Origin of the sequence: Rhizobium sp. WSM4643, from assembly GCF_025152745.1 — a bacterium.
Lineage (GTDB): Bacteria > Pseudomonadota > Alphaproteobacteria > Rhizobiales > Rhizobiaceae > Rhizobium > Rhizobium leguminosarum_I.
In genome coordinates, this window is record NZ_CP104040.1 from 3,754,850 (window position 1) to 3,774,609 (window position 19,760).

At 61.9% G+C, this 19,760-nt stretch carries 13 protein-coding genes and 1 pseudogene; 10 read left to right on the forward strand and 4 right to left on the reverse strand.

Annotated features, from left to right (window positions below; translation table 11 throughout):
• The first annotated feature begins 134 nt into the window (after nucleotides 1-134).
• From omp10 to N1937_RS18730, 6 genes and pseudogenes are all read left to right on the forward strand, one after another.
• Entirely contained in the window at nucleotides 135-503 is a 369-nt protein-coding gene (gene omp10 / locus N1937_RS18705) for an outer membrane lipoprotein Omp10 (protein WP_017967851.1), read from the forward strand.
• A gap of 27 nt (nucleotides 504-530) precedes the next feature.
• Nucleotides 531-760: pseudogene (locus N1937_RS18710) on the forward strand (hypothetical protein); the annotation flags it as partial.
• A gap of 186 nt (nucleotides 761-946) precedes the next feature.
• On the forward strand, nucleotides 947-2,929 hold the full coding sequence (locus N1937_RS18715) for a bifunctional metallophosphatase/5'-nucleotidase (protein ID WP_222294135.1): 1,983 nt from the start codon (nucleotides 947-949) through the stop codon (nucleotides 2,927-2,929).
• A 124-nt stretch (nucleotides 2,930-3,053) separates the two neighbouring features.
• Nucleotides 3,054-4,088: a ferrochelatase gene (gene hemH, locus N1937_RS18720; RefSeq protein ID WP_222294137.1), complete on the forward strand. Its 1,035-nt coding sequence runs from the start codon at nucleotides 3,054-3,056 to the stop codon at nucleotides 4,086-4,088.
• A gap of 285 nt (nucleotides 4,089-4,373) precedes the next feature.
• The gene (locus tag N1937_RS18725; RefSeq protein WP_011653489.1) at nucleotides 4,374-5,414 is read left to right on the forward strand and encodes an SPFH domain-containing protein; all 1,041 of its coding nucleotides are present in this window, start codon (nucleotides 4,374-4,376) and stop codon (nucleotides 5,412-5,414) included.
• Between the two features lie 3 nt (nucleotides 5,415-5,417).
• Nucleotides 5,418-5,873 carry an NfeD family protein gene (locus N1937_RS18730; protein ID WP_017967853.1) on the forward strand — a complete coding sequence of 152 codons (456 nt, stop codon included), beginning with the start codon at nucleotides 5,418-5,420 and terminating at the stop codon, nucleotides 5,871-5,873.
• A gap of 14 nt (nucleotides 5,874-5,887) precedes the next feature.
• Here N1937_RS18730 and N1937_RS18735 read toward each other — a convergent pair whose 3' ends face one another.
• Nucleotides 5,888-6,883, reverse strand: a complete 996-nt coding sequence (locus N1937_RS18735) for a KpsF/GutQ family sugar-phosphate isomerase (RefSeq protein ID WP_162116981.1) — start codon at nucleotides 6,881-6,883, stop codon at nucleotides 5,888-5,890.
• A gap of 159 nt (nucleotides 6,884-7,042) precedes the next feature.
• Between N1937_RS18735 and N1937_RS18740 the strand changes: the two genes are divergently transcribed.
• Nucleotides 7,043-8,584, forward strand: coding sequence for an outer membrane beta-barrel protein (locus N1937_RS18740; protein WP_260056722.1), 1,542 nt, complete (start codon nucleotides 7,043-7,045; stop codon nucleotides 8,582-8,584).
• A 215-nt stretch (nucleotides 8,585-8,799) separates the two neighbouring features.
• On the opposite strand, the gene galU is transcribed toward N1937_RS18740, so the two are convergent.
• Complete coding sequence (gene galU / locus N1937_RS18745) at nucleotides 8,800-9,687, reverse strand: UTP--glucose-1-phosphate uridylyltransferase GalU (protein ID WP_260056723.1); 888 nt, start codon at nucleotides 9,685-9,687, stop codon at nucleotides 8,800-8,802.
• A 204-nt stretch (nucleotides 9,688-9,891) separates the two neighbouring features.
• Between galU and N1937_RS18750 the strand changes: the two genes are divergently transcribed.
• The 3 genes from N1937_RS18750 (at nucleotide 9,892) to N1937_RS18760 (ending at nucleotide 13,219) form a co-directional block, all read left to right on the forward strand.
• On the forward strand, nucleotides 9,892-11,115 hold the full coding sequence (locus N1937_RS18750) for a lytic murein transglycosylase (RefSeq protein ID WP_260056724.1): 1,224 nt from the start codon (nucleotides 9,892-9,894) through the stop codon (nucleotides 11,113-11,115).
• A 174-nt stretch (nucleotides 11,116-11,289) separates the two neighbouring features.
• Nucleotides 11,290-12,528: an SGNH/GDSL hydrolase family protein gene (locus N1937_RS18755; RefSeq protein WP_170277101.1), complete on the forward strand. Its 1,239-nt coding sequence runs from the start codon at nucleotides 11,290-11,292 to the stop codon at nucleotides 12,526-12,528.
• Nucleotides 12,529-12,643: 115 nt separating this feature from the next.
• Nucleotides 12,644-13,219, forward strand: a complete 576-nt coding sequence (locus N1937_RS18760; RefSeq protein ID WP_260056725.1) for a GNAT family N-acetyltransferase — start codon at nucleotides 12,644-12,646, stop codon at nucleotides 13,217-13,219.
• 93 nt (nucleotides 13,220-13,312) lie between these two features.
• On the opposite strand, the gene N1937_RS18765 is transcribed toward N1937_RS18760, so the two are convergent.
• Nucleotides 13,313-14,767: a glutamate synthase subunit beta gene (locus N1937_RS18765; RefSeq protein ID WP_162116978.1), complete on the reverse strand. Its 1,455-nt coding sequence runs from the start codon at nucleotides 14,765-14,767 to the stop codon at nucleotides 13,313-13,315.
• Between the two features lie 226 nt (nucleotides 14,768-14,993).
• Nucleotides 14,994-19,718 (reverse strand): glutamate synthase large subunit, encoded by a 4,725-nt coding sequence (gltB, locus tag N1937_RS18770; RefSeq protein ID WP_260056726.1) that lies wholly within the window; start codon nucleotides 19,716-19,718, stop codon nucleotides 14,994-14,996.
• Nucleotides 19,719-19,760: the final 42 nt, after the last annotated feature.

Consider the following 19,760-nt stretch of genomic DNA (forward strand, 5'->3'; position numbering starts at 1 on the left):
CGGGCATTTTTGTAACGCCGGCTGTCTAAATGCCGCACGCCACCCCACCAAGGCTTGCCTTCATGCCGGGCGCGCGGCATGTTTTGCCCGAACTTGGCGGCTGTCCGCCGCGCCGATTCGCCGGGAGAAGCCTTATGAAAATCAGAACTGGTCTCGTTCTTGTCGGTGCAGCGGCCGCTCTAGCCGCCTGCGTTTCATCAGAGCCGCGTCGCCTGCCGATTGCAACCGCGCCCGCCGCCACTGGTGTCGAAGGCAACTGGAGCGATCCGAATGGCATCGTTTCGACCTTCCAGGGCGGTACTTTCACCACCCGCACGACCGACAGCAACCAGCTTCTTGCCTCGGGCACCTATATCAACACCTCACCGACCCTGGTGGAGATCAACATGACCTCGCTGGTGCGCAAGACGCAGTCCAAGGTCAATTGCGCCCTCGTCAACCCGAGCCAGCTCAATTGCACCTCCGATTCCGGCGCACAGTTCACGCTCTCCCGCCGCGGCTGAAAGATGAGGCAATAGGCTAAGCACAGCATACGGGCCTTCGCCTCATACCTCGTCCTGCTGCTCGCCATGCCGCTTGCCGCATTTGCGGTCGTTTCGCCGGCCAACGAATATCCTGCCCAGGGCATCGCCGCTCCCGATTGCGACGGGTCGGCCGGCGCTTTCATCGCCTCGTCTCCCTTCTCTGCTTGACCATCGCGCTCGCCACGGTCCCGAATATTGCAGAGGCCGTGCACGAACTCTACCGAAACGCCGCGAATGCCGGGGATAAGCAACCCGGCTTTTTTGCCCTGCCCCCTTGGAAAGCGCCTCGCCTGGCCCAGCTTTCTCTTGCGGTCGTGCATCGTCTGATGGAACATCCGCAGGCCGGGAAACCGCCCCGGCGCACGATGAAAGGGATCAGCGAGGGATCAGGGGGATCTTTCGCCTCAATCAGGAGAATAGCGATGACGAAGTCTTTCAGCTTCGGTCTTTTGACCGCGTCCATGCTGGCGCTGAGCACGGGCGCCGCCTTTGCGGATTACGAACTCAATATTCTTCATATCAACGATTTCCACTCGCGCATCGAATCGATCAACAAGTTCGACTCCACCTGCTCGGCCGAAGAGGAAGGCAAGAAGGAATGCTTCGGGGGTGCTGGCCGCCTGAAGACCGCGATCGATCAGCGCCGCCAGGCGCTATCCGGCAAGAACGTCCTCCTCTTGAATGCCGGCGACAATTTCCAGGGCTCGCTCTTCTACACGACCTACAAGGGAGCAGCCGAAGCCGAGTTCCTGAACCTGATGAAGTTCGACGCCATGACCGTCGGCAATCATGAGTTCGACGACAGCGAGGATGGGCTTGCGACCTTCCTCGACAAGGTGCAGTTCCCTGTCGTGACGGCGAATGTCAAGGCGACAGCCGCCTCCAAGCTCGGCGACCGCATCAAGCCCTCGCTGGTGCTCGATGTCGCCGGCCAGAAGATCGGTATCGTCGGCGCCGTCACCAATGACACGCCAGAGCTTTCCTCCCCCGGCCCGAACGTCACGATCGCCGATGACGTCCAGAGCATTACCGCGGCCGTTCAGGATCTGAAGGGCCAGGGCGTCAACAAGATCATCGCGCTGACCCATGTCGGTTACCCCCGGGATCTCGCCCTGATCGCCAAGATCCCGGATGTCGATGTCGTCGTCGGCGGCCATTCCCATAGCCTGCTCTCCAACACTGACCCCAAGGCCGAAGGCCCCTATCCGACCATGGTCGACAATCCCGGCGGCTATAAAGTGCCGGTCGTCCAGGCTGCCTCCTACAGCAAGTATCTCGGCGATCTCGTCGTCAATTTCGACGATAGCGGCGTCGTGAAGGATGCCAAGGGCGATCCGATCCTGATCGATTCCACCTTCACGCCTGATCCTGCTGTCCTTGCTCGTGTCGCCGAACTGGCAAAGCCGATCGAAGACCTGCGCAAGAAGGTGATCGGCTCCTCCGAAAGCCCGATCGAAGGCGACCGCAAGGTCTGCCGCGTCAAGGAATGCTCGATGGGCAATCTGGTGGCCGACGCCATGCTCGATCGCACCAGGAACCAGGGTGTCACCATCGCCGTCCAGAACGGCGGCGGCCTGCGTGCGTCGATCGACGGCGGCGAAATCACCCAGGGCGAGGTCATCACCGTCCTGCCTTTCCAGAACACGCTCGCTACGTTTGAGACGACTGGCGCAGATGTCGTCAAAGCGCTCGAAAATGGTGTCAGCCAGATCGACCAGGGCGCCGGGCGCTTCCCTCAGGTCGCCGGCCTGAAGTTCTCCTTCGACCAGTCGAAGCCTGTCGGCAGCCGCGTCGGCGATGTCCAGGCGAAGGAGGGCGACAATTTCGCTCCAATCGATCCCGCCAAGACCTACAAAGTCGCCACCAACAACTTCATGCGATCAGGCGGCGACGGCTATTCGATCTTCAAGGACGGCAAGAACGCCTATGATTACGGTCCGGACCTTGCCGACGTGACCGCCGAATATGTCGCCGCGCATTCGCCCTACAAGCCCTACACGGATGGCCGCGTCACCGAACTGGCGCAGGCAGCGCCTGCTCCCTCCGCTTCCGAGCCGGCGCCTGCCGCACCGGCTGCTCCGGCCCCCTCTGCCGAACCCAGCCCCGCGCCCGCTGCTCCTGCTCCATCCACCGAGCCGGCTCCTGCACCTGCTGCCCCGGCACCGGCTGCCCCGGCACCAGCAACACCGGCGCCCACTACTGAACCAGCGCCGGGACCGGCAGCCTCCGCACCCGCCGCAGCGACGCCGTCCACCCACGTCATCGCCGCGGGCGACACCTTCTGGGATCTCGCCGTGACCTTCTATGGCGACGGCACGATGTGGCGGAAGCTTTCGGATGCCAATGGCAAGCCGAACCCGCATCACTTGACGGTTGGCAAGGAGATCGAGGTCCCCGCCAAGTAAGACGATTTGTCCCGATGCCACTGGCCGGTCCGGGGTTTCCCGGGCCGGTTTTTCTTTCTATAGGGTGAACCACGATCTCGGGGCTGCGTATGAGCTGACGGGACAAAAGAGCTTTGGGGCCAGAATGACAGCAGATATTTCACTCCGCCCGGCGGACCATCCGGCCGTCAAGTCAGGCAAGATCGGTGTCCTGCTGGTCAATCTCGGCACGCCTGATGGCACAGACTATACCTCGATGCGCCGCTATCTCAGGGAATTCCTGACCGATCGCCGCGTCATCGAATGGTCGCCCTGGAAGTGGTATCCGATCCTGTTCGGCATCGTGCTCAACACCCGCCCGCAGAAGGTCGGCAAGGCCTATCAGCTGATCTGGAACAAGGAGAGGAACGAAAGTTATCTGCGCACCTATACTCGCAACCAGTCGCAGCTGATGGCCGAGCGCTTGAAGGATCTTGATAGCGTCAAGGTCGACTGGGCCATGCGTTATGGCACGCCGTCGATCGCCTCGCGCATCGACGCGCTGAAAGAAGAGGGCTGCGACCGGATCGTGCTCTTCCCGCTCTATCCGCAATATGCGGCGGCGACGACCGCCACCGTCAACGACAAGGCCTTCCAGAAACTGCTCTCGATGCGCTGGCAGCCGGCGCTGCGCACCGTTCCCGCCTATCATGACGATGAGACCTATATCGAGGCGCTCGCCGCGTCGGTCGAAAGGCATCTTTCGACCCTCGACTGGAAGCCCGAGATGCTGCTTGCCTCCTTCCACGGCATACCGATATCCTATTTCAAGCAAGGCGATCCCTACTACTGCCAATGCCAGAAGACCGGTCGGCTGCTGCGCGAGCGGCTCGGGCTCACCAAGGAAAACTTCATGGTCACCTTCCAGTCCCGCTTCGGGCCGGAGGAATGGTTGCAGCCCTACACCGACAAGACGGTGGAGAAGCTCGCCAGGGACGGCGTCAAGCGCATCGCCGTCATCAATCCCGGCTTCGTCTCCGACTGTCTGGAAACGCTGGAGGAGATTGCCGAACAGGCCGCCCACTCCTTCCACGAGAATGGCGGCGAGAAGTTCGCGCATATTCCCTGCCTCAACGACGGCGAGGACGGAATGAACGTGCTGGAAAAGGTCGTCCGCCGCGAATTGCAGGGCTGGGTCTGAGGGCGTCCCTCAGAAAGCGGCATCCGACGAGGAGCTAAAGCATGTCGCGCAAAAGTGTGAGGCGGTTTTGCGATAACGACATGTGTATAAACAAAGACTTAAAGCGCGGGAGCGAATCTGAAAGATCGCGACGCGCTTTAGCGACAGCCCAATGACTTAGACGAAACGGAACCTCCTTTTCGCTTGGAGGCCAGCCGGTTGTGCCATCATTTCTTCTTCGCAAAGAACGTGCTAACTCACCACATGAGTTGGGCAGGCGCGCATGCGCCGATAGGAGGAATTTTCATGCTGTTCGGCGGCTTCGACATCGTCGTGATCGTGCTGGTCATCTTCGTCATCCTGGTGCTCTTTGCCGGGATCAAGACCGTGCCGCAGGGCTACCGCTATACGATCGAGCGCTTCGGGCGTTATACCCGCACGCTGGAGCCAGGCCTCAACCTCATCACCCCCTTCATCGAGCGCGTCGGCGCCAAATTGAACGTGATGGAGCAGGTGCTGAACGTGCCGACCCAGGAGGTGATCACCAAGGACAACGCCTCGGTTTCGGCCGATGCCGTCTCCTTCTATCAGGTGCTGAACGCCGCCCAAGCTGCCTATCAGGTCTCCAACCTCGAAAACGCCATCCTCAATCTGACCATGACCAACATCCGCTCGGTCATGGGTTCGATGGATCTCGACGAACTGCTCTCCAACCGCGATGCGATCAACGACCGGCTGCTGCGCGTCGTCGACGAGGCCGTGCATCCCTGGGGCATCAAGGTCACCCGCGTCGAGATCAAAGACATCCAACCGCCGCGCGACCTCGTCGATGCGATGGCCCGCCAGATGAAGGCCGAGCGCGAGAAGCGCGCCCAGGTGCTGGAGGCCGAAGGCTCGCGCAATGCGCAGATCCTCAGGGCCGAAGGCGCCAAGCAATCCGCCATCCTGCAGGCCGAAGGCCAGCGCGAAGCCGCCTTCCGCAACGCTGAAGCCCGTGAACGTCTGGCCGAGGCCGAAGCCAAGGCGACGAAGATGGTCTCCGAGGCGATCGCCGCCGGCGACATTCAGGCGATCAATTATTTCGTCGCCCAGAAATATACCGAGGCGCTCACCTCGATCGGTTCGGCGCCCAATTCCAAGATCGTGATGATGCCGATGGAAGCCTCTTCCATCCTGAGCTCGCTCGGTGGCATCGGCGCCATTGCCCGCGAAGTCTTCGGCGACGCCGGCAACAGCCCGTCAACGCCGCTGCCGGTACCGCCGCGTCCGCGTCCCGCACCGGCGCGCTCGACGCCGCCGATCAATCCGTCGACCCCCAATCCTTTCAACCCCGAGCAGGAGCGATAAGCCATGCTGGCGAAGATCGTCGCCGAACTCGGTCCGTGGAGCTGGTGGGTCGCAGGCCTCGTGCTGCTCGCCGCGGAATTGATTGTTCCCGGCTTCTTCCTGGTCTGGATCGGACTTGCTGCCTTGATCGTCGGTGCACTGTCGCTGCTCTTCTGGGACAGCGCCTTCTGGGTCTGGGAGTTGCAGGCAATCCTTTTTGCGCTTCTCGCCGTTGCCACGACCTTCGCCGGCCGCCGGCTGACGCTACGCAATGCGACGACCGACGAGCCCTTCCTCAATCAGCGCGGTGCGAGCCTCGTCGGCCGCACGGCGACGCTGCACGAACCGATCCGCGAAGGCCGCGGCCGCATTCGTCTCGACGATACGCTATGGCAGGTGATGGGACCCGACTTGCCCGCCGGAACGCAAGTGAAGGTAGTTTCGAGCAACGGCCGCGACCTGACGGTCGAGCCCGTCTGATCAAACGAGCCTAATCAGGCGACGCCGATCCGCAGCAGGTCGTGGAAATGCACCAGCCCGACCGGCCGGCAGTCGTCGTCGATGACGATCAGCGCGCCGATGTGATGCTGGTTAAGCAGCGCCAGGGCTGTGGTCGCCAGCACCGTCTGCTTCACCGTCTTCGGCGTCTTCGTCATGATGTCATCGACGGCAAGCTCTGAAAGATTGCGTGTCAGATTGCGCGCCATGTCGCCTTCGGTGACGATGCCGCAGAGCCGCCCATCCTCGTCCAGCACGCCGACGCAGCCGAAATGCTTGCGCGACAGCACCGTGATCGCCTCCGGCATCGGTGTGCCCTTGGCAACGAGCGGCAGCCGCTCGCCGGTATGCATGATGTCGGCGACATGCATCAGGCTCGCCCCCAGCTTGCCGCCGGGATGGAAGACGTGGAAATCCGTGGCGGTAAAGCCGCGCGCCTCCAGCAGCGCCACCGCCAACGCGTCGCCGATGGCAAGCTGCATCAGCGTCGAGGTGGTCGGCGCCAGCCCATTGGGGCAGGCCTCCTGCTCGTTCGGCATCAGAAGGACGATATCGGCGGCGGCCGCGAGCGAGGACCCTTCGCTGCAGGTGATCGCGATAAGCGGAATGGAGAAGCGCCGCGTGAAGGAAATGATGCTCTTGAGTTCGGCGCTCTCACCACCCTTGGAAATCGCCAGCACGACGTCGTCGCGCGCGATCATGCCGAGATCCCCGTGATTGGCCTCCGCCGCATGCACGAAAAAGGCAGGCGTTCCGGTCGAAGCGAATGTCGCCGCGAGCTTGGCGCCGATATGCCCGCTCTTGCCGACGCCGGTGACGATCACCCGTCCGGAGATGTCGCCGATGACTTCGACGGCCCGTGTGAAAGGACCGGCCAATCCCTTGTCAAAGGCCTGTTCGAGCGCTTCAAGACCGCGTCTTTCGGACTCTATCGTGCGTTTTGCCGATTCGAGCACGCTGTTTTCAACGAGGTTTATCGCTCTACTGTTCATGAAGTTGCGTTAGACCTTTTCACTTTCCAAGTCCACCCCGCACTCTTTCCGACCCGCACTCTTTCCGAACTGTGAACAGTGCCCGCCGACAGCAACGAATGATTAACCACGAGGCTTTACCTTTGGGTAAGAACCGAAAGCATGTCAGGCGCGAATTGCATGGGCCAGCCAAACCAGACGAGCAGTGTGACGCCGCTCCGCGCCATGAGCCGTGCCGTCTCTTTTGTTGCGTTCGGCTGCTTGCTTCTCAGTCAGACGGCAGCCTTCGCGCAATCCGCCTCGGCGCAACCGGCAAGCAGCCGCTCCGCCGCCTCCCAGGACAATCGCACCACGTACAGCACCGCATCCGTCGCCGGTTTCGATGACGAGACCGACGATACCGCCGCTCCCGCGGCAAACGGCACGACCGCAAACGCGGACGATACCCAGCAGCGGCCCGCCATACCCGATGCACAAGCGGGCGACGACATTACCGGTTCCATCCTCGACGAGGACATACGCCGGCTGAACACCCGTGAAGCGCCGCTCGACGAGACACTGCCACGCCGCAGGGCTGCCGAAAGCGCCTCGAAAGAGGAAACGCCGGGAATCCCGATCGGCACGTTCGTGCTCCGCCCGAGCGTCACCCAGAGCATCAACACTGAAACCACCAAGGACGGCAATACCACGCAACGGCGCGCCTTTCTTGAAACGGACGCAGCAGCGACCCTGACCTCGGACTGGGGCCGGCATCAGTTGACCGTGACCTCGGAAGGCGCCTGGCAGAAGAATGTCAGCGGCGAGGGTGAGGAACAGCCCTCCTTCAAGATCAACAGCGATCTTAGGCTCGATCTTCCCGACGACACCACGGCGCACCTGATTGCCGGCTATAATTTCTACCGCGAGGACACCGATGATCCCGACGCGATCACCAACGCCGCGCAGCAGTCGGATGTCCAGGAATTTTCGGCCGGCGCCTCCGTCCAGCGCGATTTCGGGATCCTGCGCGGCACGACTGCACTTGCGCTGACACGCTCGATCTATTCGGACGCTGAACTTTCGAACGGCACGACCGTCTCCCTCAGCGACCGCAATCAGACGACGGGCACGTTGCGTGGCCGTGTCGGCTACGAACTGTCGCCCGCGCTCATCCCCTTCATCGAGGCCAACATCGGCCGCACGGTCTATGACGAAACGCAAGATTCCGCCGGCTACGAGCGTTCCGGCCATAGCTATGGCGCCAAGGCAGGCGTCGAGGTCGATCTCGGTGAAAAGCTGAAAGGTGAAGTCGGCGTCGGCTACGAGATGGCGGATTTCGAAGACAGCCGCCTGTCCTCGATCGATACCGCCACGCTCGATGCGAGCCTGCTCTGGTCGCCGATCCGCGGCACCGATGTCAATCTCGATCTGCAGACCAGCATCCAGCCCTCGACCACGGCAGGCGAAAGCGGCTACGTTTCGCACGCGCTGACGACGACGGTCACTCACCAGCTGCGCGACAATCTGGTCGGGACGATGATCGGCGGGGTGATATGGCGCGATTATCCCACGGACAGCACCATCAACGACGAGCTCGTCTACACCGCCGCAACCGGCCTGACCTGGAACATCAACCGCTATCTCGATCTGACCAGCACGCTCGGCTACGAGCTGACGACGCGCAAGGAAGGCACCGATTCGCAGCAATGGCGAGCCGGCGTCGGTCTCAAGCTGAAACGCTAGGGCATGTCGCGCAAAAGTGTGCCGCGATTTTGCGACAACGACATGCGGAAAAACAAAGAGCTAAATCGCGAGGAGCGAATCTGAAAGATCGCGACGCGTTTTAGAGCAACTCCAGCAAAAGTGCGGGAACGGCTTGCATCGGGAAAATGGAAGCGCCGCGCGTCCGATAGGAAGCGCGGCGCTCTATCACTTTGAATCTGCGCTGAGCAGCAACCTTACTTCAGGCCGGCCAGCAGTTCCCTGAAGCCGCCTTCGACGGAGGGGCGGATATCGGCGCGTTCGAGAGCGAAGGCGACGTTTGCCAGGATGAAGCCGTCCTTGGCGCCGCAGTCATAGGTCGCGCCGCGGAAGTGGTAGCCTGCGAAATCCTGTTCCTTCAGCAGCTTCAGCATGCCGTCGGTGAGCTGGATCTCGTTGCCGGCGCCGCGCTCCTGGGTTTCGAGGATCTTGAAGATCTCCGGCTGCAGGATGTAGCGGCCGTTGATGAAGAAGGTGGAAGGCGCCGTCCCCTCGGCGGGCTTTTCCACCATGCCGGTGATGCGGAAACCGTCGCCGATCGCCTCGCCGACGCCGACGATGCCGTATTTATGCGCCTGGTCCGGGGCGCATTCCTCGACGGCGATGATATTGCCGCCGCTCTGGGCATAGAGGTCGATCATGCCCTTCATGCAGCCCTTGTCGCCCTTCATGATCATATCGGGCAGCAGCAGTGCGAAGGGCTCGTCGCCGACGATCTCGCGGGCGCACCACACGGCGTGGCCGAGGCCGAGAGGCTCTTGCTGGCGAGTGAAGCTCACCGTCCCGGCCTTCGGCAACTGCTGGGCGAGAAGGGTAATTTCCGCCTTCTTGGCGCGTTCGCGCAGTGTCTGTTCCAGCTCGAAATGAATGTCGAAATAATCTTCGATGACGTGCTTGTTGCGTCCGGTGACGAAGACCAGATGTTCGATCCCGGCCTCGATCGCCTCATCGACGACATATTGAATGATTGGCTTGTCGACGACGGTCAACATTTCCTTCGGAACAGCCTTTGTCGCCGGAAGGAATCGCGTTCCCAACCCGGCAACCGGAAATACTGCTTTACGAACTTTGTTGTGTTGAGCCACACCCGGCCTCCTGCTTCGATCATATCGCTTTGGAAATGGAGTTTTTTAGCTTTAACTAGTATAGAATTGCTACTGTTTTGCAAATGGTGACCGCAGCGGGTCGCCATGGTAAAGAATTTGTTGACTCCGTTCCTGTAGTCTCGGGTCTGGGCGGACATGATGCCCCGCTGCACCGGAAACTGAAGATGACGGATACGACTGTCGATGACCCAGAATCACAAAAACTCCTTTCGTGGTCTTGCTCTCGCCCTCGTTGTCGCTGCCCAGGTGGCACTGGTCCCCGACAACGCGAAAGCTGATTCCCGCTTCCAGAAATGGATCGCGGATTTTTACCAGACTGCCGCTCAGAGTGGCATCAGTAAGGCAACCTATCAAAAGGCCTTTTCCGGGGTGAGCGAGCCCGATCCAACCGTGCTCGAAAAAGCGGCCTACCAGCCGGAATTCACCTCGAAGATCTGGGACTATATCGATTCCCGCGTCAATCCCTATACGGTCAAGATCGGCCGCGAGATGGCCGTCAAGCACGCAAGAACGCTCGCTGCGATCGAGCAGCGGTTCGGTGTCGACAAGACCATATTGCTGGCCATCTGGTCGATGGAATCGAATTACGGCGCGGTCCTCGACAAGGACGACCGGCTGCATTACGTGCCGCGCGCCCTGGCAACACTTGCCTATGCCGATCCGAGCCGGGCCAAATTCGCCAAGAAGCAGCTGGTCGCCGCGCTGAAGATCCTGCAGAACGGCGATGTGCCGGCACGCGAGATGACCGGCTCCTGGGCCGGCGCCATGGGCCACACCCAGTTCATTCCGACAAGCTACCTGCTTTATGCCGTCGATGCCGACGGCAACGGCCATCGCGACATCTGGAACTCGATCCCCGACGCGCTGGCGACCTCGGCCAACCTCCTGATGAAAAACGGCTGGGACGCCGGCAAGACCTGGGGCTACGAGGTCGTCGTTCCCGCCGCAGTCGCCCAGCAGGCCGGCAAGACCCATACGCTGGCCCAATGGGCAGCACTCGGCCTGACCCGCCCGAACGGCAAGGCCTTCCGCGAGAGCGCCGCTAAGGCCGTGCTGAAGATGCCGGCCGGGCCCAGTGGCCCGGGCTTCCTGATGACCGCCAACTTCTTCACCATCAAGAATTACAATGCCTCGGACAGCTACGCGCTTGCCGTCGGTCTGCTGGCCGACCAGATCGCCGGCTACGGCGGCATGCAGCAGCGCTGGCCGCGCCCGGACGGTGCCCTCGATATCACCGAGAAATTCGAGCTGCAGACCCGCCTGAAGACGCTCGGCTATTACAATGGCGAGGTCGACGGCAATTTCGGCTCGGGTTCGAAGGCGGCGATATCAGCCGTGCAGTCGCGCATCGGCATGCAGCCGGACGGCGAGCCCTCCTTGCCGCTTCTGAACGCATTGCGCCGCTAGATCGGGATGATCCCGGCCGGATCGGCCGGAAATCTCAATCCGCATTTGAATCAAGGAAGTAGGGCATGATACCGCCCGAAGACCCCACACACTTTTCGGCATGATGCTCTACAACAGGCAGAACAGTGACCTAGATAAGAGCGGGAGTGGACGCTGGCCTACCCGGCGTGCAAGATGCCGGCAGATGCGGAACTGCCCATGACTGAGAAAACTGATCGGACCCGTAAAATCCGTTGGCTCGTGCTCGCTTTGACGGCGGCTTCGCTATGCCTTGGCGCCCTTGCGCCGGTGCATGTCGCCGAAGCCCAGGAGCAGCGCTATCAACGTCGATCGATCCTCGATTTCTTTCTCGGCCGGCGCTATCTCGATGACGGGCCGCAAGCCCCTGACGTCCAGCAGCCGAGACGCCAGCAGCGCAAACGGCCGCCGGCGCCGAAGGCCATCGTCAATACACGTACCGCGCCGCCGGTCCGCGCTCCCGTACAGGAGGAGCCGGCGGTGCAAAAGCTCGGCGACGCCCGAACGATCCTGATCGTCGGCGATTTCCTGGCCAGCGGCCTCGGCGACGGCCTCACCGCCGCCTTCGAGACCTCACCGGGTGTGGTCGTCCAAGCCCGCGGCAACGTCTCCTCGGGTCTTGTCCGCGACGATTATTACGACTGGCCGGAACAGCTGCCGAAGATGATCGACGAGCTGAAGCCGGCAATGGTCGTCGTCATGATCGGCGCCAACGACCGCCAGCAGATGGTGACCGACACCGCCAAGGAAAAATTCCGTACCGACGGCTGGTTCACCGAATACCGCCGTCGTGTCCTTTCCTTCGGCAAGGAAGTCACCGGCCGCAAGATCCCGCTGCTCTGGGTCGGCCTTCCCGCCTTCGAGTCCGATTCGATGACGGCCGATGCCGTCCAGATGAATCAGCTTTACCGCAACCAGGTCGAAAGCATCGGCGGCGAATTCGTCGATATCTGGGATGGTTTCGTCGATGAAAACGGCAATTTCATCGTCACCGGTTCGGATGTGAACGGTCAGCAGGTGCGCCTGCGCACCTCCGATGGCATCAACCTGACCCAGGCCGGCCGGCGCAAACTTGCCTTTTATGTGGAAAAACCGGCGCGGCGTCTTCTCGGCACGCAGGCAAGCCCTGACCTGGTCCGCCTCGACTCCAGCAATCTGCCCGGTCTCGGCCTTCCAGCCAATCCGGTCGAACATACCGTGCCGATCAGTCTCTCCGATCCCAATCTCGACGGCGGCGCCGAGCTTCTCGGCGCCAGGCCGCCGCCGCCGACTTTGACGCGATCGCCGCGCGATCTCCTGGTCGAGCAGGGCGAAATGACGCCAGCACCTCCCGGCCGCGTCGACGATTACCGCCTGCCTGTGGCAAAAGCGCCGGCCGAAGTCTCGGTCAAGTGAAAAGCGCCGTCTGAGGTCCAAACGTGCTCGCAGCGGGACTTTGCGGGCGGCATCCTTGCAAAGAACGTCTGGGTAAGACATTTTATGCCTCGATCGTCTCAGGACATCCACTTTCGTGACGTCGCCGAAATTCAATCAAGCATTGGCAGGCATTGGGTTGATGGGCTCATTTGTGATCAGACGCGCGTGCCAATCGGATGCGGGAGCCTTGTCCAAATTCGCCGCAAGGCTATTCCGTGCAACCTACAGCAGCAACACGGCAGCCGCCGATCTTGACGCCTATATCTATAGGAATTTCAACAGGGAACGTCAGCAAGCGGAGATTGTCGATCTCTCAGCCGCTGTTTTCCTGGCGACGACCGATGATCTCATCATCGGATTTGCACAAGTCGTTGTGGGGTCAACCGAAAGTCGCTCGGCTCTTCTCAACCGGATTTACATAGATGCCGAATGGAGAGGAAGCGGATTGGCGAACGACCTTCTCGATACGGTTGTGAACGAGTCGGCACAGCGCGGCGTTACGCGACTTGAACTAACCGTGTTCGAGCGAAACGCGCGAGCAATAGCGTTCTATAAGCGGGCCGGATTTGCGGCAACCGGGAGCACCACGTTTGCGGTCGGCGACGACTTGCAGACCGACGTCGTGATGGAGATGGACTTGGAGGCGCGGTTTAAGCGCAGACCAACCTAGCCCATTTCGCATGTTCTGGCTTTCGCGCCAAAATCAAAAAACTCCGCCGGAAAGGCGGAGTTCGTGTCTTCGGGAAGTGTGCGCAGCCGATGGTCAGTTCGGCAGCACGGTCGAGCCCATCAATTCCTCGTCGATGGCGCGCGCCGCCTGGCGGCCTTCACGGATCGCCCAAACCACCAGCGATTGGCCGCGGCGCACATCGCCCGCCGTCCAGAACTTGTCGACCGAAGTCTTGTAGTCGCGGTCGTTGGCGACGACGTTGGTCGAGCCGCGCTTGTCGGTGTTGAGCGTCAGCTTGCCGTCGAGCTCCTTCAGCACGCTTGTTGTGAACGGGCCGCGGAAACCGATGGCGATGAAGGCGAGATCGGCGCGGATGACGAATTCCGTGCCTGGAACCGGCCGCCGGCGCTCATCGACCTCGCAGCATTTGACACCGGTCAGCACTCCGTCTTCGCCGACGAATTCAAGAGTGGCCACCTGGAATTCACGCACCGCACCCTCGGCCTGCGAGGAGGAGGTGCGCATCTTCGTCGCCCAGAAAGGCCAGACGGCAAGCTTGTCTTCCTTCTCCGGCGGCTGCGGCCGGATGTCGAGCTGGGTAACCTTGACGGCTCCCTGGCGGAAGGCCGTGCCGACGCAGTCCGAAGCCGTATCGCCGCCGCCGACAACGACGATATGTTTGGCGCCGGCAAGGATCGGGTCCGACGGCCAGCCGACGCTGTCGATGTTCTCGCGCCCGACGCGGCGGTTCTGCTGCACGAGATAGGGCATCGCATCATGCACGCCCACAAGGTCGGTGCCTGGGATACCCGCCTCGCGCGGCGTCTCGGAGCCACCGCAGTAGAGCACGGCGTCGTGATCGGCGAGCAACTGCTCGACCTTGACGTCGACGCCGACATTGACGCCGCAATGGAAAGTGACGCCCTCGCCCTTCATCTGCTCGACGCGGCGGTCGATGAAGTTCTTCTCCATCTTGAAATCCGGAATGCCGTAACGCAGCAGTCCGCCCGGCTTCGTCTCGCGCTCGTAGAGATGCACCTCGTGGCCGGCGCGGCCGAGCTGCTGGGCGGCCGCCATGCCGGCGGGACCGGAGCCGATGACGGCGACCTTCTTGCCGGTGTGGACCGTGGCCGGCTGAGGCCGGATGAAGCCGAGCTCATAGGCCTTGTCGGCGATCGCCTGTTCGACCGTCTTGATGGCGACCGGCGCATCCTCGAGGTTCAACGTGCAGGCTTCCTCGCAGGGCGCCGGGCAGACGCGACCGGTGAACTCTGGAAAGTTGTTGGTCGAATGCAGGTTCTGGATCGCCGCTTCCCAGTTGTTGTTGTAGACGAGGTCGTTCCAATCGGGAATCTGGTTGTGAACAGGGCAGCCGGTCGGGCCGTGGCAATAGGGGATGCCACAGTCCATGCAGCGCGCGGCCTGTTTCTGCACTTCCGGGTCCGACATCGGGATCGTGAACTCGCGGAAATGACGGATACGATCCGACGCCGGCTGGTACTTTGCCACCTGCCGGTCGATTTCCAGAAACCCTGTTACCTTACCCATGTTTTCGTCCCTTACCCTCATGACCGCCTCACCGCAGCCAATCTGTCTATCGTCAGTCCCGGTACCCGGGGCAAGTTGCTTGTCTTGACCGTCATTGGATCATATCCCCTGCAAGACATCCGTGCGATCTGAACACCTTCGTCGTCGGCGTGATCGTCACGGGTCGTTGAGATATTGTCGTCATCCGTCACCTGCAGTCAGCAGGTGACGGATGTCCCGGTGCAATTCATTCCGCGGCGATGCCCATCCGGCTGCGCTCCATTTCCTCGAGCGCACGACGGTATTCGACCGGCATGACCTTGCGGAACTTCGGACGGTTTTCGGCCCAGTTGTCGAGTATCTCAGTGGCGCGGGCCGAGCCGGTATAGTGCAGATGGTTGGAGATCAGCTGGTAGAGGCGCTCCTCGTCATGGCGCGTCATGTCGCCAGAGACGTCGACGCGTCCCTTGTGCATGAGGTCGCCGCCGTGATGGTGCAGCTTCTCCAGCATGTCGTCCTCCTCGGGCACCGGCTCGAGCTCGACCATCGCCATGTTGCAGCGGCTGGCGAAATCGCCGGTTTCATCGAGCACGTAGGCGACACCGCCGGACATCCCGGCCGCGAAATTACGGCCCGTGGCACCGAGCACGACGACGACGCCACCGGTCATGTATTCGCAGCCATGGTCGCCGACACCTTCGACGATGGCAATCGCGCCTGAATTGCGCACGGCGAAACGTTCGCCCGCTACACCGCGGAAATAGCATTCGCCCTCGGTCGCACCATAGAGCACGGTGTTGCCGACGATGATCGAGTCCTCGGCTACGATCCTCGAATTCTCCGGCGGCCGGATGATGATCTTGCCGCCCGAAAGGCCCTTGCCGACATAGTCGTTGCCGTCGCCGATCAGGTTGAAAGTGACGCCGCGCGACAGGAAGGCGCCGAAGCTCTGCCCCGCCGTGCCGCGAAGCGTCACGTTGATCGTGTCTTCCTTCAGACCGCGATGGCGATAACGCTTGGCGACCTCGCCGGAAAGCATCGCGCCCACCGACCGGTCGACGTTCTTGATGCCGACTTCGAAGGCGACGGGCGTCTTGGCCGTCAGTGCCGGCTGCGCCTGCTCGATCAGCACGCGGTCGAGAATATCGTCGATCGGGTGCTTCTGCCGGCTCGTCCAGAAGGTCTCTTCCTTGGGAGCGTCGACCTTGTGGAAGATACGGTTGAAATCGAGGCCCTTTGCCTTCCAGTGGTTCAACATCTCGTCCTTCTCCAGAAGCTCCGAGGCGCCGATGATCTCGTCGAGCCGGGTGAAGCCCAGCGAGGCGAGGATTTCACGCACTTCGTTGGCGACGAAGAAGAAATAGTTGATGACGTGCTCCGGCGCGCCCTTGAAGCGCTTGCGCAGCACCGGATCCTGGGTCGCCACACCCACCGGACAGGTGTTGAGATGGCACTTGCGCATCATGATGCAGCCGGCGGCAATCAGCGGCGCGGTGGCAAAGCCGAATTCGTCGGCTCCGAGCAGCGCCCCGATGATAACGTCGCGGCCAGTCTTCAGCCCACCGTCCACCTGCAGGGCGACGCGCGAGCGCAGCCCGTTCAGCACCAGCGTCTGCTGCGTCTCGGCAAGGCCGATTTCCCAGGGGCTGCCGGCATGTTTCAGCGACGTCAGCGGCGACGCACCCGTGCCGCCGTCGAAGCCGGCGACCGTAATGTGGTCGGCGCGTGCCTTGGCGACACCAGCGGCAACCGTGCCGACGCCAACTTCGGAGACGAGCTTGACCGAGACATCGGCGGTCGGGTTGACGTTCTTCAGATCGTAGATCAGCTGCGCCAGATCTTCGATGGAATAGATGTCGTGGTGCGGCGGCGGCGAAATCAGGCCGACACCCGGGGTCGAATGTCGGGTCTTGGCAACAGTCGCATCGACCTTGTGACCGGGCAGCTGGCCGCCTTCGCCGGGCTTGGCGCCCTGCGCCACCTTGATCTGCAGCATGTCGGCATTGACGAGATATTCGGTGGTGACGCCGAAGCGACCCGAGGCGATCTGCTTGATCGCCGAGCGTTCCGGGTTCATCGAACCATCGGCCAGCGGCATGTAACGGTCGGATTCCTCACCACCTTCGCCGGTGTTCGACTTGCCGCCGATCCGGTTCATGGCAATCGCCAGCGTCGTATGCGCCTCTCTGGAGATTGAGCCGAAGGACATTGCGCCCGTCGAGAACCGCTTGACGATATCGGCCGCCGGTTCGACCTCGTCGACCGATACCGGCTTGCGGCCGAGCGCTTCGGCGCTCTTGATCTTGAACAGCCCGCGGATCGTGTTCATCCGCAGCGCCGAGTTGTTCACCATCTCGGCGAATTCCTGATAACGGTCCTCGGCATTGCCGCGCACGGCATGTTGAAGGGCCGCGACGGCATCCGGCGTCCAGGCATGGCTTTCGCCGCGCATGCGGTAGGCATATTCGCCGCCGATGTCGAGCGTCGTGGCAAGAAGCGGATCGGTGCCGAAGGCCGCGTTATGGCGGGCGACGGTTTCTGAGGCGATTGCCTCGAGGCCAACGCCTTCGATCATCGTCGCGGTTCCGAAGAAATACTTGTCGATCAGTTCCGACTGCAGGCCGATCGCATCGAAGATCTGCGCGCCGCAATAGGACTGGTAGGTCGAGATGCCCATCTTCGACATGACCTTGAGGATGCCCTTGCCGACTGCCTTGATGTAGCGGTAGACGACTTCGGAAGCATCCACTTCCTTCGGGAATTCGCCCTTGGCATGCATGTCGAGCAACGTGTCGAAGGCAAGATAAGGGTTGATCGCCTCGGCGCCGTAGCCGGCGAGCAGGCAGAAATGGTGGACCTCGCGCGGCTCTCCGGTCTCGACGACGAGACCGACCGAGGTGCGCAGCCCCTTGCGGATCAGATGGTGATGCACGGCAGCTGTGGCGAGCAACGCGGGAATGGCGATCCGATCCGGCCCGATCTGGCGGTCGGAGAGCACGATGATGTTGTAACCGCCCTTGACGGCCGCCTCCGCGCGCTCGCAGAGCCGGTCGAGCATCTCGGGCATGCCTTCGGCACCACGCTCGATATCATAGGTGAAATCGAGCGTCTTGGTGTCGAAACGGTCTTCCGTATGGCCGATCGAGCGGATCTTTTCGAGATCGCCATTGGTCAGGATCGGCTGACGAACCTCGAGCCGCTTGGCGTTCGCCGCCCCCTCGTGGTCGAGAATGTTCGGCCGCGGCCCAATGAAGGAAACCAGGCTCATCACCAGTTCCTCGCGGATCGGGTCGATCGGCGGGTTGGTCACCTGCGCGAAGTTCTGCTTGAAATAGGTGTAGAGCAACTTCGGCTTTTCCGACATCGCCGAGATCGGCGTATCCGTGCCCATCGAGCCGATCGCCTCCTGGCCCGTCGTCGCCATCGGCGACATCAGGATGCGTGTATCCTCGAGCGTATAGCCGAAGGCCTGCTGGCGGTCGAGCAGCGACACGTCGCGGCGCAGCGCCCGCGGCTCCACCGGCTTCAGGTCTTCGAGGATCAGCTGGGTGCGGTTGAGCCAGCTGCGATAGGGATGCGCCGTCGCCAGCTGCGACTTCACCTCATCGTCGGAGATGATGCGGCCTTCTTCCATATCGATCAGCAGCATCTTGCCCGGCTGCAGGCGCCACTTCTGGATGATCTTCTCCTCCGGAACCGGCAGCACGCCGGCTTCGGACGCCATGATGACGCGGTCGTCATCGGTGACCAGGTAGCGCGCCGGCCGCAGGCCGTTGCGGTCGAGCGTCGCGCCGATCTGCTTGCCGTCGGTGAAGGCGACGGCAGCCGGCCCGTCCCAGGGCTCCATCAGCGCCGCATGATATTCGTAGAACGCCTTGCGTTCGGCCGCCATCGACTGGTTGCCGGCCCAGGCTTCCGGGATCAGCATCATCACGGCATGCGCCAGCGAATAACCGCCGCGCACCAGGAATTCGAGCGCATTGTCGAAGCAGGCCGTGTCCGACTGCCCCTCGTAAGAGATCGGCCAGAGCTTGGAAATGTCCTCGCCGAACAGCGGCGAGGAGACCGACGCCTGGCGCGCCGCCATCCAGTTGACGTTGCCGCGCAGCGTGTTGATCTCGCCGTTATGGGCGACCATACGGTAGGGATGCGCGAGCTTCCACGACGGGAAGGTGTTGGTCGAGAAGCGTTGATGCACCAGGGCGACCGCGCTTTCGAAGCGCGGATCCGACAGGTCCTTGTAGTAGACGCCGACCTGATAGGCCAGGAACATGCCCTTGTAGACCACAGTCGCCGACGACAGCGATACCGGATAGAAATTGCTCTCCTCGCCGTCGAACTCGTCATAAATGCGGTTCGAGATCACCTTGCGCAGCGTGAACAGCCGGCGCTCGAACTCGTCGTTGTTTTCGGCGTCCTCGCCGGCGCCGATGAAGACCTGCACATGATGCGGCTCAGTCGCGGCAATGGCCGGCGCCTTGGAGAGCGAGGAATTGTCGACCGGCACGTCACGGAAGCCGATGAAGACCTGACCTTCCTCGGTGATGACGTCCTTGATCACCTTCTTGAAATGCTCGATCTGCTTTTCATCGCGCGGCATGAAGATATGGCCGACACCATATTCGCCGACCGGCGGCAGGGTGATGCCCTGCTCGGCCATCTCCTCGCGGAAGAAACGGTCGGGGATCTGCACCAGGATGCCGGCGCCGTCACCCATCAGCGGATCGGCGCCGACGGCGCCGCGATGCGTCAGGTTCTCGAGGATGAAAAGGCCATCCTTGACGATCTGGTGCGACTTCTCACCCTTCATATGGGCGACGAAGCCGACGCCGCAGGCATCATGTTCGTTGCGCGGATCGTAGAGGCCCTGCTTCTTCGGCAGGCCGGAGGCGGATTTGGACATATTGGCCGTCGCGCGCAGCTCAGCAGCAGCAAACCGGTCAACTTCCATGGATGGCGTCTTCGTCATCATCTTTCCTCCTGTCGAAGCCCGCGCGGTCGCGGGCGGCTTTTC

Coding starts and splice junctions, on each gene's coding strand:
- hemH (WP_222294137.1), top strand. CDS start 3,054: ATGACAGCAGATATTTCACTCCGCCCGGCGGACCATCCGGCCGTCAAG.
- N1937_RS18750 (WP_260056724.1), top strand. CDS start 9,892: ATGACCCAGAATCACAAAAACTCCTTTCGTGGTCTTGCTCTCGCCCTC.
- N1937_RS18730 (WP_017967853.1), top strand. CDS start 5,418: ATGCTGGCGAAGATCGTCGCCGAACTCGGTCCGTGGAGCTGGTGGGTC.
- omp10 (WP_017967851.1), top strand. CDS start 135: ATGAAAATCAGAACTGGTCTCGTTCTTGTCGGTGCAGCGGCCGCTCTA.
- N1937_RS18740 (WP_260056722.1), top strand. CDS start 7,043: ATGGGCCAGCCAAACCAGACGAGCAGTGTGACGCCGCTCCGCGCCATG.
- N1937_RS18715 (WP_222294135.1), top strand. CDS start 947: ATGACGAAGTCTTTCAGCTTCGGTCTTTTGACCGCGTCCATGCTGGCG.
- N1937_RS18765 (WP_162116978.1), bottom strand. CDS start 14,767: ATGGGTAAGGTAACAGGGTTTCTGGAAATCGACCGGCAGGTGGCAAAG.
- gltB (WP_260056726.1), bottom strand. CDS start 19,718: ATGATGACGAAGACGCCATCCATGGAAGTTGACCGGTTTGCTGCTGCT.
- N1937_RS18755 (WP_170277101.1), top strand. CDS start 11,290: ATGCCGGCAGATGCGGAACTGCCCATGACTGAGAAAACTGATCGGACC.
- N1937_RS18725 (WP_011653489.1), top strand. CDS start 4,374: ATGCTGTTCGGCGGCTTCGACATCGTCGTGATCGTGCTGGTCATCTTC.
- N1937_RS18735 (WP_162116981.1), bottom strand. CDS start 6,883: ATGAACAGTAGAGCGATAAACCTCGTTGAAAACAGCGTGCTCGAATCG.